Origin of the sequence: Paenibacillus sp. S-38, from assembly GCF_049942825.1 — a bacterium.
Taxonomy (GTDB): domain Bacteria; phylum Bacillota; class Bacilli; order Paenibacillales; family NBRC-103111; genus Paenibacillus_G.
In genome coordinates, this window is sequence record NZ_CP187970.1 from 4,774,743 (window position 1) to 4,790,586 (window position 15,844).

A 15,844-nucleotide genomic window follows, 5' to 3' on the forward strand; every position below is an offset into this window, starting at 1 on the left:
CCCTTTCGTTATTTCCCGCAGCGGAATTCACTGCCGCCGGCCAGCTGGCCCCTGCCCGCCCCGAAGCGTTACTCCGAGCGGCTCCAGCAGGCGGCGGGCCTCCGCCGCACAGCTCGCCTGAGCGGGATCCGCAGGCTCCAGCCGCCGGGCGGCCTCCAAGTAAGCGCGCCCCTCCTCATAAGGCATCGCGGCCCGCTTCGCCTGCGTCCAGCTGTTTTTCCATGCCTGCCTGGCCTTGCCCGCCCTCCCTTCCATCCAGGCTAAGGCTCCTCTGTATAAGGACAGCCGCGGCCTTGCAATAGGGAAAATGCGGGCGAAGGACTTCAGCGATTTCAACGCCTGCTGCAGCTCAGCTTTCTGTGATTCCTCCCTGCCCCGGATCCACAACTCCAGGAATACCTCGACGAGCAGCGCATAGCTGTCATACGAGTAGTACGTGGTCGGCGCGGAGCTCCCGATGTAAGCGAGACCCTGCCGGGCGTACCGCTGTGCCGCATCCGCCCTCCCTGACTTCAAGCTGGCGAAGGCAAGCAGGCAGTACACCCGGATCTCCTCCGTGCGCCCAATGTTGACGGGAACAAGCGACTCCGCCTCCTGCAGCAGCTGCACCGCCTCGCCGGTCCGCTCCAGATAGAGCAGGCTCTCCGCCTGAGCGAGCAGCCCCCAGGACTTGGCCTGCGCGTTGCCGCTCCGCCGGCCCGAATCGTAGATGCCCTTCGCCCGCTTCAGGCTTTCGCCAAAATCCGCGTTATGATACATCAGCACTTTGACATACAAGTAGGAAGCGGCTTCCCAATACCTGCGGTCTCCCATCCTGTCATAGATCGCTATGGCGTCCAGGGCAAATTCCTCGGCATCCTTCCATTCACCGATACCGATGTGATACAGGGACAAGTCCATCGCCACCCACGCCCGGGCCGTCGGATCCTGAAGCTTAGCCGCCACCTCCAGCGCCTGCTTGCGGTAGGCGCCGGCAAGCGGATACATGGTCATGATCCCTGCCGTCACACACATATTGCCGGTAATCTGGGCCAGTCCCGTCGAAGGGCCCGCTGCTTCAGCAAGATTCAGGCCATGCAGCGAATGATACAGGTTATCGATCGGCTTGTTGACAAAGAAGCTGATCTCCGACAGCCGGAAGTAGCAGCGTGAGAGTTCATTAAGCTTCTCGCTGCGGCTCGACAGCCGGCCGATAAAGAAAGACGGGCGTGCACGATGCAGCAGCTGGCGGGTCAGCTGCCACGCCACATGCCAGGCGAACTGTGCCCGGCCCGCCGCCTGACGCCGGCCTCTGATCGCCAACGCCTCATGCAGCCGTACGGTCGCCTTCGCCATATCCCCTGTGCCCATATAGGCTTCACCTAGCAGCCGGTTCCATCTCGCGGCTTCGGAAACCGGCGGGGCCGCTTCGGGAATCAGCGCCACGAGCTCCTCAAAGGCTGTCACCGCCTCCTGGTAGGCGCCGGTCCGCAGCGCGAGCTCCCCGGCTTTTTCCAGATAAGCGGCGGTCTTGTCCGTAATGCCGGCCTTCGACCAGTGATGGGCCAGCGTGTTGTAATAGGGTGCGAGGTCCGCGAACTGCCGCTCGTACCACTGCGCAACCGCGTGGTGCAGCTGCCTGCGCTGGGAATGCAGCAGCATACTGTAGGTGACTTCCTGGGTAATGATGTGCTTGAAGAGATAGGTCAGTTCCGGCTCCATGCCTTCCAGCACGGTCATGTTGACCTGCTCGAGCAGCTCAAGGTATACGGAGAGCTCCTCTCTGCTTGCTCTCAGAGGCAGGGTGCCATGCAGAGCCGAATACGAAAAGAGCCGGCCGATGACGCTCGCTGCCTTGAGCACAAGCTGCTCCGCCGGGGGCAGCCGGTCGATGCGGCTCATGATGATGCCTTGAATTGTCGGAGGATAATGTACGTCCTGGAATTCGTCCAGCCCCTTCACGACCCGGCATTCTCCCTCGCGGACTTCGATAAAGCCCCGGTCACGAAGCGCATAAGCGAACTCCTCGCTGAAGAACGGATGGCCTTCGAATTTGCCCAGGATCAGAGAGCTCACAGCCTCCGGCAGAGCCGCCGCGCCCAGCCGGTCGCAGAGCAGCTGGAGCGTGTCCCGCTCGGAGAGCTCCTTGAGGAAGATCCTAGCGGCGCCCGGTTCTCCGGCAAGGAGCCCGTACTCCGCCGGCAGAGCGGAGCTTTCCGGACGCAGCGCCAAGAGAAGCAGAGCCTGGGGCAGCTGGCGGGATACCGCCAAAAGCAGAGTCCAGGAAGCCGAATCGAGCCAGTGGCCGTCATCCAGGATGATGACGGCCGGTGCCGAGCCGATGCCCTGCCCAAGCAGCCGTGTCAAAAGCTCCTGGGTGTTGTCCGCCCGGGTTCGTCCCGTCATGGGGGCCGTCCGCTCATTGTCCGGAATCTCGAAGGGCAGAACCGGATTCAAGAGCGGCACTAGCTCTGCCATGGCAGGCAGGATAGCTTGTACCGTATTAAGAACATGGCTGTATGCCGATTCCGTATGCTCCGGCAGCGGGACGAGCCCAAGCAGACTCTGAAACACCGAACGCCATGGATAGTAGGGTGTACGTTTTTCGATCGAGTCCCCGGCCCCTGCCAGAAGACGGATTCCCCGTTCTTCCGCTTGACCGCAGACGTACTGGATCAAACGGGATTTGCCCATCCCCGCTTCTCCGGCAATAATGACGGTGCCGCCCTCGCCGAGCAAAAGCGCCTCCAGCCGCCCGGTCATCGCCGCCGTCTCTTCCGTGCGCCCGATCATGGACTGCAGCTGCAGTTCCGCAGCCTGGGCAATCCCGGTTGGACGGTAGACGTTCAACGGGTCCGCGAAGCCCTTGAAGTGCCGGGCGCCCTGCGGCTCCATCGTCACCTCCCCACCCGCTTCCTCGCGGGTGGATTCATCACAGAGCACGCCCGCTTCCGCCGACTGCATAAGCCGCGCGGCCAGATTCACGGTCTCGCCGATCATCGTGTATTCGCGCCGGATACTGCTGCCGATGGAGCCGCAGAACACCATGCCGCTGGCGATGCCGACCGCATGCGGAAGGTTCATCGCAGCGAGCCGGGCATTCACCGCCAGCCCCGCCTTGACCGCCCGGACCGCATTTCCCTCATGCGTCTGGGAAGGAAGCCCCATGCCGGCAATCACCGCCGCTCCTTTGTCATCCAGGCTGACTTTGTTGATTACGCCTTCATAGGTCTGCATGATCATCTGTATGGCGTGTATCGCCTGCTGCATCGTCTTAGCAGGTACGTCCTGATGGAAGTCGGGGAGATGGATGAACAGAACGGTAACCTTACGCAGCTCTGCCGCCCAATCCGAACCGTCAGCCGACACCGCAGCCATGACCGTTGGAGGCAGATACGGCAGCAGGGCTTCTAGCGGTATATCCTTTAGGGAAGCAGGAGGCTCTGCCGGCTCAGGGGAAGCCTGCCCTCCCATCGAGAGGACAAATACTCCCCGCTCCTCGTCTTCCGGCTGTTCGCCGAAGCAGTGCTCCCGCACGAGCGAATAAGCATCGCGGGACAGCAGCATTCGGCCCGGCTGGGCCTCGGGGCCGTACTCGCTGATCTGCCGGACCGCTTCCCCGGAGAGCACGAGCTCCCATCTTCCCTGCACCCCGCCTACATAGCTGACGCGATACCCGCCTGCGCCCACGAAGAAGCGCAGCGAGAGCCGCAAAGAGGGAATCAGCTCCCGGTCATGCAGCTCTTCCTGAATCCGGAGACCGCACTGTACAGCAAGCTGCGTGACCGCCGGCAGGCTGCCGCCGGAAGCCGTCCGGCACCAAAGAGCAAGCAGCGCGTCCCCCGCAAAATGAACGACCTCTCCCCCTAGAGCCGCGATCGTCGAAATCATCGTATCGAAATATGTATTCAGGATGACGGACAGCTGCTCGAGTCCGATGGTTCCCTGCTGTGCCGCTTGTTTGGCCAGGTGGGTGAAGCCTGAGATATCCACGAACAGGACAGCCCCGGAAGCGGTCTCCTCCACAGGCGTAAGACGGTCCCAGCCTTCGTCGGTCAGCTTTCTTAAGATCAGCCCGGGGAGATAGCCGGCCAAATGGTCAATTCCGCTGTTCATGCTCTACCCCCTTCTACTTCACCAATTGTTCTCTATCTAATGCTCATAGTATAGCAGAAAAAAAAGGGAGAGCGAGAATCGAATCGAACAGCCTATAGGCAAATGCACTCATGGTTTCTATGAAAATCGTAAAAAAAACGGCCCGCCTCTAGGGCGGACCGCTCGATTATACGGCGTGGAAATCTTGACCGGAACGTGTTTCCTTGACGTAGCCGGCACGGATGACGAAGTCTCCGAAGTGCTCGCCCTCGTTACGCTCCTTGGCGTAGCGGGAGAACATGCCTTGCAGGGATTCGAGAATTTCGGCTTCGCCGATATTCTCTTTGTACAGCTTGTTCAGGCGCTGGCCGGCAAAACCGCCGCCGAGGTACATGTTATACTTGCCCGGCGCCTTGCCGATGAACGAGATCTCGGCCAGCATCGGACGGGCGCAGCCGTTCGGGCAGCCGGTCATGCGGATGACGATGTCCTCGTCGCGCAGGCCGTTCTCCACCAGGATCGGTTCCAGCTTATCGAGCAGCGTCGGAAGGTAGCGCTCGGATTCGGCCATAGCCAGTCCGCAGGTCGGAAGCGCCACACAGGCCATCGAATTGCGCTTCAGCGCGGTATAGTGGAGGCCGTCCGTAAGGGCGTATTCCTTGATCAGGGCCTCGATCTTTTTCTTCTTCGCCGTGGTGACATTGCTGATGATGAGGTTCTGGTTCGCTGTCAGACGGAAATCGCCGGTATGCACCTTGGCAATCTCGCGCAGGCCCGTCATCAGAGGGTAGCCCTCTTCGTCCATGACACGTCCGTTCTGGATGAACAGGTTGAAGTGCCACTTGCCGTTCGTGCCTTCCACCCAGCCGTAACGGTCGCCGTTGCTGTCGAAGTGGAACTCACGTGCAGGCTCAAGGCTGTAGCCGAGGCGGCTTGTCAGCTCGCCGATGAACCACTCGATGCCGCGGTCGTCGATCGTGTACTTGAAGCGCGCGTGCTTGCGCACCGAACGGTCGCCGTAATCGCGCTGGATCATAACGGTCTTCTCCGCCACGTCAACCGCCTGCTCCGGTGTGCAGAAGCCGATGACTTGGCCGACCTGCGGATAGGTCGCCGGGTCGCCGTGCGTCATCCCCATGCCGCCGCCGACAGAGATGTTGAAGCCTTTCAGACGGCCGTCTTCGACGATGGCGATATAACCAAGGTCCTGGGAGAAGACGTCCACGTCGTTGGACGGCGGAATCGCCATCCCGATCTTGAACTTCCGCGGCAGGTAGACCGGTCCATAGATCGGCTCCTGCTCTTCGTTGTCGCGGCTGTCGACCACTTTCTCGCCGTCCAGCCAGATCTCGTGATAGGCACGGGTACGCGGATCGAGATGGTTGCTGATCCGGCTTGCCCATTCGTATACTTCACCGTGAACTTCCGACTGGTACGGATTCGGGTTCGCCATCACGTTACGGTTCACGTCGCCGCAGGCGGCGAGCGTGCTCAGCATCGCGTCGTTGACTTCTTTGATCGTGGACTTCATGTTCCACTTGAGCACGCCGTGAAGCTGGAAGGACTGGCGCGTCGTCAGACGGATCGTTCCGTTAGCGTACTTCTGCGCAACGCGGTCCATCATCAGCCACTGGTCCGGAGTCACGACGCCGCCCGCAGCGCGGACACGCAGCATGAATTGGTACGCGGGCTCGAGCTTCTGCTTCTGGCGCTCATTGCGCAGGTCTCTGTCGTCCTGCATATAGCTGCCGTGGAACTTCATCAGGCGGTTGTCATCTTCCGGGATGGAGCCCGTAATACGGTCTTGCAGCGTTTCTTCCAGGCTGCCGCGCAGATAGTTGCTGCGGCGCTTGATATCTTCCACATCGCTGTGCGGCGCACTGTTCGGTGAAAGCAGGTTATTCTCGGACATGGTGGTCTTTCTCCTCTCGCAATCTTCGGGATCCCGTCTTAATAAACATCCCGCTGATAACGTTTCTGCTGTTGCATACGGGTCAAATATTCTACGGCTTCCTCAGGGCTGAGGCCGCCTTCTTGTTCCAAGATGGCAGCGAGGGCGGCATGCACGTCATGCGCCATCTTCTTCTCGTCGCCGCAGACATAGACGCATGCGCCTTCCTGCAGCCACTGATACAGCTCGCGGCTCTTCTCGAGCATCCGGTGCTGCACATACACTTTCTCGTCGGTGTCGCGGGAGAATGCCACATCCATGCGGGTCAGCACGCCGTCTTTGAGCCAGCGCTGCCATTCCACCTGGTACAGGAAGTCCGTCGCAAAATGCTGGTCGCCATAGAACAGCCAGGATTTTCCTTCGGCTCCGGTCTCCTCCCGCTCGCCGAGGAACGCTCGGAACGGCGCGACGCCGGTGCCCGGTCCGATCATGATGATCGGGGTATCCCCGTTCTCCGGAAGCTTGAAGCTCGGGTTGCTCTGCACGAAGACCGGCAGCGAATCGCCAGGCTGCACGCGCTCGGACAGGTGCACGGAGCACACGCCATAGCGGTTGCGGCCTTGAGCTTCGTAGCGGACCGTGCGGACCGTGAGGTGAACCTCATCCGGATATGCCTTCGGGCTGCTCGCGATCGAGTACAGGCGCGGAGGCATCTTGCGGAGGACAGAGACGAATTCGCCGGCCTGAATGCCCTTCAGGCTGTAGTCCTGCACGAGGTCGAGCAGGTCGCGCCCGTTCGTGTAGGCACGGAGCTCCTGCTCGCGCCCCGCTTCCAGCAGCTCGCCGATCCCGCTGTTCGATGTCAGCTTCGCCACCTGCTCGAGCAGCGGCTTCGTCAGAACGGTGATCTCGTAATGGCGCAGAAGCGCTTCGCGCAGCGGCTTTTGCTCGCCGTTCTTGTTCACGGCAACCGGCTCTTCCGCGTTCCAGCCCATCGCTTCGATGAGCTCATCCACGAGGCGTGGATGGTTCTCGGGATAGACGCCGAGGCTGTCGCCCGCTTCGTACTGGAGGTTGGATCCTTCCAGAGAGAGCTCCACGTGGCGGGTTTCGCGGTCGGAGCCGCGTCCGTTCAGGTTGAGATTCTCAAGCACTTCGGCCTGGAACGGGTTGGAGCGGGAATATTCCGATTCCACCGCGCCTGCCGCAGGAGCCGGCGCACCGCCGGCAGCCGCAGGGGCCGCAGCGCCGTTCAAAGAGCCTGCCACCTGCTCCATCCACTCGGCCGCCGCATCCGCGAAGTCGACGTCACAGTCCACACGCGGAGTCAGGCGCTTCGCGCCGAGCTCTTCGAGGCGGGCGTCGAAATCCTTGCCCGTCTTACAGAAGTACTCATAGGATGTATCACCGAGAGCCAGAACGGAGAACTGCATGCCGTCGAGCTTCGGCGCTCTCTTGCTGTGGAGGAACTCGTAGAAAGCGATCGCATTGTCCGGCGGCTCGCCTTCCCCGTGGGTGCTGACCACGATGAGCAGGTTCTGCACCTTCTTCAGACTGTTCGGCTTGAAGTCGCTCATCGAAGAGAGGGTCACCTGGCTGCCCCCGGCTTCCAGCTTCTTGGCCAGCTTCTTCGCGAGCCCGTTGCTGTTGCCCGTCTGCGAACCGAAGAGCACGGTCACTTCTTTGGCCTGCGCCGGAGCGGCTGCAGGTGCTGCGGCGGCCGGTACGGCGGCGGCCCCTGTCGCTCCCTGAAGAGCGGTAAGGTATCCGCTGAGCCAGACCCGTTGGTTATCCGTCAGACTCGGCAGGATGCGATTGAGCAATTCGACTTGCTCCTGATTAAAAGGACTGTTCGTTACTTGAAGTACCAACACGATCCACCTCACATGGCATGCAATGATTTGATTTCCCAGCATTTCTATCTTATTTCGCTCTATTGAACCTAACACAGCGGAGGGTTCCGGTCAATTACAATCATCTTATAGGATTTATCAGTTGTGCTGATAAAGCTGCAAATACGGACAAAACCAGGGCCGAATCGACATTTTTCTCTCCATTATTCCCCAAGTAACGCCACGAGAAAGAAAAAGATGTCACCCCGGCAGCCCGAAGCCGCACGAGGTGACACCTCGATAACCAATTCAATCTCAGCGAAATACGCAGCAAGTCAAGTCATCATAGAAGCCCTGCTGCTCAGATCCCGCCGGCCGTCGGGATCAGCGTCCGCCGTCCTCCGACTCCTCCTGCCTGCCCGGAGGCTTGGCGCCTGCCGGTTCGAACTCGAACCAGCTGACGTTCATCTCTCCGGCAAACCGGAGATACACGTCCTGCACGCCGCGGGCGCCGTACACCTGCGAGGTAACGGTGGTCCACTGCCCTTCGGAGCCCGCCGGGACGGCGGCCGTGGCGGCAGGCCGGCCGCGCTGAGGATCACCCAGCCGCACCTCGATGCTTCCCCCCGCCGTACCGGACGTCCGTGCACGGAAGCTCCGGGCTCCCTGGCGGAAGTCCACATCCTTGAAGAGCAGCCAGCTGCCGGCTGCCGCCGTACCGACCGCACTGCCCCCGCTCTCCCCGTCTTCCACGAGCACCACGCCCTGATAATCGTCATAGTTCTCGGCGCGTGTCGCCCCGTAGAGATTGCGGTGCGGGATGTCCTCCCCGTCCACCTTCAGCTTCGCCGTTCCCCGGATGTCCTCGGACGAGCGGCCGACCATCAGCGTGTAGGTGCCGGGCTCCACCGCTTCCGTGCTGCGGGTCACGTCCCAGAAGGCCAGCTCGCCGACCGGCAGCTCGAAGGTGATCCTGCGCTTCTGATTCGGCTCGAACGAGACGCGCTGGAAGGCCTTCAGCTCCTTGATCGGCCGCTTCACCCGGGATTTCTCCGCATGGACATAGAGCTGAATGACCTCGTCGCTGCGGAACCGGCTTTGATTGGTGACTTCCACTTCCACCTTGACGGTGTCCTTCGCGTCCGCCTTATTCTTATTCAACCGCACGCTTCCGTACGCGAAATCGGCATACGTCAGGCCATGACCGAACGGATAGAGCGGCCGGCCTTCGAAGTACTGGTACGTCCGCTCCCCCTTGATGATGTCATACTCCATGATGTCCGGCAGCTGGTTCACTCCGGCATACCACGTCTGGTTCAAGCGGCCGGCCGGCGCATAATCCCCGAAGAGCGCATCGGCGATCGCCCTGCCTTCCTCCTGTCCTCCGTGGGAAGAATAAAGAATCGCCTTCACATTCCTGTTCTTCTGCACCTTCGGGATCGCAAACGGATGGCCGGAGACAACGACCACAATCGTATTCGGATTGACGGAGGCGACCTTCTCGATCAAGGCCTCCTGCGCCGGCGGAAGGACCAGATCCGCCCGGTCGATCGTCTCCCGGCTGTTCAGCTGCGGCTGGCTTCCGACGACGACGATGGCCGCCCCTGTGCCTGCTGCGGCTTTCACTGCCTCCTCCTGCCCGCCGGATACCAGCACGGGCTCGAACTTCTCGGTATCCCCGGTGACGGCATCTTTGGAAGTCACGAGCGTATGCGGTGCGGCAGGCTCTACGCTTACGTATTTGCCTCCCGCGAGACCCGTATCCCAGTGTCCCGCCTGGTAATTGTACAGGGCATACGTTTGATCCGGGAGGCGTTCGTACCGGTAGTTCTGATATGTGAACCATTCATTCGTGCCCGGCGCATTCGCGGTATTCGTCACGGCGCCGTTGCAGCAGCCGTTCGTCAAGTACTTGTCGTTGGCCCCGGCCCTCAGCAGGAATTGATCCCAGCCGTAATCGTACAGGTCGAAGCTTTCATTCTTCCCGGGCTCCGCCGCCGATGCAGTGAGCGGAGCCGATGCGTCAGGCGAAGCGGATACGTAGAGGCCGGTGGCCTTCGACTTCAGCGCAATCCGGTCGACGCCCCGGGTGAAGGCGATCTTCTCGGCCGGCAGCTTCTCCCGGATGCCCTGAAGAGGAGAGACGGCATACGGCAGTGTCCCGCTGTAAAAGTCGCTCAGCACCTGATCGGCCAGCGGCCCGACGACGGCCACCCTGCTCAGCTTCTCCCTGCTCAGGGGGAGCGCCCCCTTCTCGTTCTTGAGCAGCACGAGCTGCTCTTGTGCCGCCTTCAGCGCCAAGGCCGCATGCTCTTTGCTGTTGATGACGCTCTCGGGGATTATCTCATACGGGCTGCGTCCTGCAGGATCAAACTCGCCGAGCCGGAAGCGGATGCGGAGCACGTTCGCCGCCGCTTCATCCACATCCGCTGCCGTTAGCAGCCCCTGGGCCAGCGCCTCCCGGATATAGCCGGTAATGACGCCCGAATTGCTGCCCTGGTCGGTCATGCTGTCCACGCCGGCCCGGATCGCCAGCGCCAGGGCTTCCGGATACGAATCCACATAATGGTGGTCATTCACGGTACCGGTCGGATCATACGCATCGCTCACGATGAAGAAATCGTCCCCGGCCCACTGCTCTTTCACCACGCTCCGGAGCAAAGGGCTGAGAATCGCCGGTCGGCCGTTGACCGAGTTATACGAGGGCATCAGGGAGAGCGCCGAGCCGGAGACGATCGCGGGCTTGAACGACTTTAGATAGTACTCATGCAGATTGCGCGGGTCCATGCTGGAGGAGCTCGAGCCCCGGTCCTTCTCGTTGTTGTAGCCGATGAAATGCTTGAGCGTCGGTGCGGTTTTCAGATAAAAGGGATGATCTCCCTTCAACCCGGCTGCGTAGGCATTCGACATCGCCCCGGTCAGGTAGGGGTCCTCCCCCATCCCTTCCTCGTTCCGGCCGGAGCGTGGATCGCGGATCAGGTCGACGACCGGCGCCCACACGTTGAGTCCGTTCTGGGCCGGATCCTTCCGGTGGAAGGCCCGCGCTTCATCCCCGACGGTGGCACCGATCTTCTTCAGCAGCTGCGTGTTCCAGGTGTTCGCAAGTCCGGTCGCCTGCGGGAAGACCGTCGCTTCCCCCAGCCAGGCGACGCCGTGGAGCGCTTCCGTCCCTGTGCGGAAGGCCTGGATGCCCAGCCGGGGAATCGCCGGCGCATACTGGTGAAGCAGCGATACCTTCTCCTCCAGGGTCAGCCGGGAGAGGAGATCCTTCACCCGCGCATCCAAGGAGAGATCCGGATTCTGAAACGGATAGGTGTAGCCGGATGGGGCTGATGCCTGGCCTCCCGACGATGAAGATGTCCCGGTCTGCTCGTTGGCGGCCGCCGGTACGGTGAAGGAGAACATCAGCGCCAAAGCCAGAATGACCTTCATTCCCGTTGTACAGCCGCTTGCCCTGCTTGCTCTGCTTGTCCTGCCTGCCATGTGCTCACTCCCGTTCTTTGATAGATGACTGTCCCTGCTGCCGCAGCCTTTGAATGGTTTAATGATAGCGTTTTCCAATCCATCCCTCTATGTAAAAAAGTGGCCTTCCAAGGGTAAATAAGTGTCATGCTGAGACGCTGGATTTTGGGCAAAACGGCAGGCAGGGAACGGTCAGCCGCGGTTGTCTTACAGCCGGCCGCTTCCTTGCAGAAGCCTGCCGTGACGGTGGCCGGCGCCGCGCTGACGGACCGCTTACAGCAGGGGCTCATCACCGCCGGACACAGCAAAGCCCGCCATCCTGAGGGAAGGCGGGCTTTGCTGCGGTGACGACAGGCTTGCCGGCTTAATAACGCGGCCAAGGCCAAGGCAGATAGATCGGGTCGCGGTCGTACAGGGACACAATCATCCTCGAACGATCTCCCAATTCGGCACCGCTCGGGTTTGACAATTCCACGGCAAAATACTCGTAGTATTCTTTGATCCCGTCGTCGAGCAGGGTAACCGTCAGGGTCTTCGAAGCTTCGCCCGCCGCGAACTCCAGCGTCCCGATGGCGGCGCGGTAATCCCGGCCGGCCAGGGCGGAGTAATCCTTCGTCGCATACAGGACGCTGGCCGCTTCATTCGTGCTGCCCGAACGGGTGACGGTCAGCGACACCGTGCCGTCCTCTTCGTAAGCGGTCTTGGTGTACGCGCTGAACTCGATCCGGCCGGCGGGATCGTTATCCTGAATCGTCACGACGCTGCGGACGGTAGAGCCCAGCACCGCCCCATTCGATGCGGACGTCAGGGTAACGCTGAACTGTTCGTCGGCCTCATGCACCGCATCGTCGGTAATCGGCACTTCAATCGACTTCTCCGTCTCCCCATCGCCAAAATAAAGCTGACCGCCGGTGCCTCCGTAATCGGCTCCTTCGGCCGCCGTACCTCCTTCGATACGGTAATCAACTGCAGCCTCCCCGTCTGCGCCGCCGCTGCGCAGCACCCGGATCGATGCCGTCCCGCTTCCTTCCTCCGCGGTGTATGCATCCGATTCCAGCTGGAACTCGCCCGGCTGGTCAGGAACAAAAGGATCGTTATCGGCGATAGTGACCTCCGCCGTACCCGATTCGATGGACGTTTCGCCGCTGGCCCCGAACAGCGAGACCGAGAACGACTCGTTCTCCTCATGCTCGCTGTCGTCGAGGATCGGAACCTGGAGCACGGCCAGACGCTCGCCCGGCGCGAAAGACAGGGTGCCGCCGAACGCCGAATAATCCTGATCTTCACCCGCAGAGCCGCTGCTTGCCGCATATTGGACCGAGATGTAATCCGCTGCGCCTCCCGAGCGGACCACCTGCAGCCCCGCATAGCCTGCCGCTTCTCCAACCGTATAAGAGACGGGGTCGAACGAAAGCACGCTTGGCGGATCCGGAATCCAGTTGTCGTTGTCCGCAATCGATACCGCGGCCGAAGGATAAGCGCCGAGCTCCGCTCCGCCGGTCGGATTCGACAGCCCCACGGAGAACGATTCGTCCCCTTCCGTTTCGCCGTCGTCGTAGATCACGACCTCCACCGTCTTCACCGTCTCGCCGTCCGCGAAGACAAGCGTACCGGAGCCCGAGCCATAATCGCTCTGCGCGTAAGCCGAACTGTCAGCGGTCGCGAAGTCGACCGACGCTTGCCCGCCGGCTCCGCCTTCTCTGCGAACGGTCAGCGTTACGATGCCGGCATCTTCCCCGGCCGTATAATAGTCGCTCTCCCATGTGAATTGTCCCGCCGGCGTCTCGGCATGGCTGATCGTGCTCCCGCCGTAAGGCACGAGCAGCGCGGAGACTAGCAGCATCACACCGAGTTTGCGGCGCCGGGGCTGCGAATGCCATACACCCAAGTTTTTCATCATTTGTTCCTCCATTCACTCTTCACGTTCTATGACACTTCGTTCTTACACACTTCATGAGGGCCAGAGAAAACATACCATGAGAGTGAAGGAGCAGATAAGTATCCATAAGTATACATTTGAGGAGAACGGCGGAAAATCGGGCTTAGACGCCTTCACGAAGCCTCAGAATCCGGGGATCATCCAGCGGGGGCTGCCGGTCCGCTCCTGTTCGATGTCCGGTCAGGAGGCCCTCCTCAGCCTGAAGTCCATTTTAACCCATCCCTGCCTCTGCTCTGCCGCAGTTCCACACCGGGCTTGTGAATCTCCGCTCTTTCAGCGCGTTTCTATTGAACTGGATCAACCCGATCAGCAACCATTTGACAAATGCTGAAGCTTGATTATAATAAAGATCAGATAAGGTCAAAGTCAAACAAGATCAAAGTCTAAATTAGTCAAACGATTCTCCTTGGAACGCCGTTCTCCGGCGACTTCCGAACCTCATATGGAATAAACCATCATTTTAAATCATTGGAGGTAGAAACCATGCGCTGTCAAACATGCCATACGCAAGAAGCCGCCGTATCCCTGCATCTGCAGGTCAACACCCAAGTGGAGAAGCTCCAGCTGTGCAAAGACTGCTATGCCAAGCTCGGCAGCGGGATCCCCTTCCCTGCGGGGTCCGGTTCCTTCCCGCACATGCCGTCCTTTGACGATCTGTTCCAAGGCATGATGCAGCCTCCGAAGCGGCAGGAGCCTCAGAACGCCTCCCGCGCCGCCGGCCGCGGCGGGCTCCTCGACGGGCTCGGCCGCAACCTGAACGACGCGGCCAAGGCCGGCCTGATCGATGCCGTTATCGGACGCGACGAAGAAATCGACCGGGTCATCGAGATCCTGAACCGCCGCACGAAGAACAACCCGGTGCTGATCGGCGAGCCCGGCGTCGGCAAGACGGCCATCGCCGAAGGGCTGGCGCTGCGCATCACGGAAGGCAAAGTGCCGGCCAAGCTGCTCGGCAAGGAAGTATACTCCCTGGACGTAGCCTCCCTGACGGCGGGCACGGGAATCCGCGGCCAGTTCGAGGAGAAGCTGAAGGGGCTGATCACCGAGCTGCAGCAGCGCAAGAACGTCATCTTGTTCATTGATGAAATCCACACCTTGGTCGGTGCCGGCGCCGCCGAAGGCTCCATGGATGCCGGAAACATCCTGAAGCCGGCCCTGGCCCGCGGCGAGCTGCAGGTCGTCGGCGCCACGACGCTCAAGGAGTACCGCCGCATCGAGAAGGATGCCGCTCTCGAGCGCCGCTTCCAGCCGGTTACAGTCGACGAGCCTACGGTGGAGGAAGCCGTGGAAATCCTGAAGGGGCTGCGTCCGAAGTACGAGGAATACCACCAGGTGACCTACTCGGATGAGGCGATCCGCGCCTGCGTGCACCTCTCCCAGCGTTACATCCAGGACCGCTTCCTGCCGGACAAGGCGATCGACCTGCTCGACGAAGCGGGGGCCAAGCTGAACCTGCTCGGAGCTGGCAGCGGTGAAGATGCGGTCCGCGCACGGCTCGCGGGCATCCAGGAAGAGAAGCGCCTGGCTACGCAGAGGGAAGACTACGAGCGCGCCGCGCGTCTCCGCGACGAAGAAACGAACCTGCTTGGGCAGCTGGACGAGCAGCGGCCGCAGGCGTTGACGGAAGTTCGCGTCGAGCACATCCAGGCCATCGTCGAACGGAAGACCGGTATTCCGGTCGGCAAGCTGCAGCAGGACGAAGCGGCCAAGCTGAAGGACCTCGCCCAGCATCTCGAAGCGAAGGTCATCGGACAGCCGGAGGCCGTCCGCCAGGTGGCCCGCGCCGTGCGCCGCAGCCGTGCAGGACTGGCGCCGAAGAACAAGCCGATCGCCTCCTTCCTGTTCGTCGGTCCGACGGGCGTCGGCAAGACCGAGCTGTCGAAGTCGCTGGCCGAGGAGCTGTTCGGCCGTGCGGAGGCAATGATCCGGCTGGACATGAGCGAATACATGGAGAAGCACTCCGTCTCCAAGCTGATCGGCTCGCCTCCGGGCTATGTCGGTCATGAGGAGGCTGGCCAGCTTACCGAGCGCGTGCGCCGCAATCCGTACAGCATCCTTCTCCTCGACGAGATCGAGAAGGCCCACCCGGACGTGCAGCACATGTTCCTGCAGGTGCTCGAAGACGGACGCCTCACCGACAGCCAGGGCCGCACGGTCAGCTTCAAGGATACGGTCATCATCATGACCTCCAATGCCGGCGTAACCGACAAGAAGAAAATCACCGTGGGCTTCGCCGCGGAAGACAGTGTACAGACGAGCACGCTGCTGGAATCGCTCGGCTCCTATTTCCGTCCGGAGTTCCTGAACCGCTTCGATGCGATCATCCCGTTCGCATCCCTGCAGCAGCCGGATCTCGTCCGGATCGTCGACAAGATGCTCGCGGAAGTCACGAATTCGCTGCGGGAACAGAACATCTCCCTGCAGGTGTCGGACGAAGCGAAGCATAAGCTTGCCGAGCTCGGCTATCATCCTGCCTTCGGGGCGCGTCCGCTGCGCCGGGTGATCCAGCAGCAGGTCGAAGACGTCATCACGGATCTCATCTTGGAGCAGGAGCAGGTTCAGGCGGTCGAGGTCGTTGTCCGGGACAACGCGATCACCGTGCAGGCTGTGCGGTCGTAAGACGGTACCGCTTATCCTAAGGTGCTA

General features: G+C 61.2%; 7 protein-coding genes. 2 read left to right on the forward strand and 5 right to left on the reverse strand.

From position 1 onward, the window contains the following. Window positions 1-27: 27 nt before the first annotated feature. From ACP26L_RS21195 to ACP26L_RS21210, 4 genes are all read right to left on the reverse strand, one after another. On the reverse strand, window positions 28-4,095 hold the full coding sequence (locus ACP26L_RS21195) for an AAA family ATPase (protein WP_426446125.1): 4,068 nt from the start codon (window positions 4,093-4,095) through the stop codon (window positions 28-30). Between the two features lie 166 nt (window positions 4,096-4,261). Further along, window positions 4,262-5,986, reverse strand: a complete 1,725-nt coding sequence (gene cysI / locus ACP26L_RS21200) for an assimilatory sulfite reductase (NADPH) hemoprotein subunit (RefSeq protein WP_426446126.1) — start codon at window positions 5,984-5,986, stop codon at window positions 4,262-4,264. Window positions 5,987-6,024: 38 nt separating this feature from the next. Then, the gene (locus ACP26L_RS21205) at window positions 6,025-7,836 is read right to left on the reverse strand and encodes an assimilatory sulfite reductase (NADPH) flavoprotein subunit (protein WP_426446128.1); all 1,812 of its coding nucleotides are present in this window, start codon (window positions 7,834-7,836) and stop codon (window positions 6,025-6,027) included. Window positions 7,837-8,181: 345 nt separating this feature from the next. Continuing rightward, window positions 8,182-11,229: a glycoside hydrolase family 3 C-terminal domain-containing protein gene (locus tag ACP26L_RS21210; RefSeq protein ID WP_426446130.1), complete on the reverse strand. Its 3,048-nt coding sequence runs from the start codon at window positions 11,227-11,229 to the stop codon at window positions 8,182-8,184. 177 nt (window positions 11,230-11,406) lie between these two features. Here ACP26L_RS21210 and ACP26L_RS21215 point away from each other — a divergent pair, with 177 nt between their 5' ends. Further along, window positions 11,407-11,607 (forward strand): hypothetical protein, encoded by a 201-nt coding sequence (locus tag ACP26L_RS21215; RefSeq protein ID WP_426446132.1) that lies wholly within the window; start codon window positions 11,407-11,409, stop codon window positions 11,605-11,607. Between the two features lie 16 nt (window positions 11,608-11,623). On the opposite strand, the gene ACP26L_RS21220 is transcribed toward ACP26L_RS21215, so the two are convergent. Further along, window positions 11,624-13,156, reverse strand: coding sequence for a Calx-beta domain-containing protein (locus ACP26L_RS21220; protein ID WP_426446133.1), 1,533 nt, complete (start codon window positions 13,154-13,156; stop codon window positions 11,624-11,626). Window positions 13,157-13,681: 525 nt separating this feature from the next. On the opposite strand from ACP26L_RS21220, the gene ACP26L_RS21225 reads away from it, so the two are divergent. Continuing rightward, window positions 13,682-15,817: an ATP-dependent Clp protease ATP-binding subunit gene (locus ACP26L_RS21225; RefSeq protein WP_426446134.1), complete on the forward strand. Its 2,136-nt coding sequence runs from the start codon at window positions 13,682-13,684 to the stop codon at window positions 15,815-15,817. Window positions 15,818-15,844: the final 27 nt, after the last annotated feature.

Bases quoted from the DNA above. Each gene is read 5' to 3' on its own strand.
- ACP26L_RS21225 (WP_426446134.1), top strand. From the start codon at position 13,682: ATGCGCTGTCAAACATGCCATACGCAAGAAGCCGCCGTATCCCTGCAT.
- cysI (WP_426446126.1), bottom strand. From the start codon at position 5,986: ATGTCCGAGAATAACCTGCTTTCACCGAACAGTGCGCCGCACAGCGAT.
- ACP26L_RS21210 (WP_426446130.1), bottom strand. From the start codon at position 11,229: ATGAAGGTCATTCTGGCTTTGGCGCTGATGTTCTCCTTCACCGTACCG.
- ACP26L_RS21220 (WP_426446133.1), bottom strand. From the start codon at position 13,156: ATGAAAAACTTGGGTGTATGGCATTCGCAGCCCCGGCGCCGCAAACTC.
- ACP26L_RS21195 (WP_426446125.1), bottom strand. From the start codon at position 4,095: ATGAACAGCGGAATTGACCATTTGGCCGGCTATCTCCCCGGGCTGATC.
- ACP26L_RS21215 (WP_426446132.1), top strand. From the start codon at position 11,407: ATGCTGAGACGCTGGATTTTGGGCAAAACGGCAGGCAGGGAACGGTCA.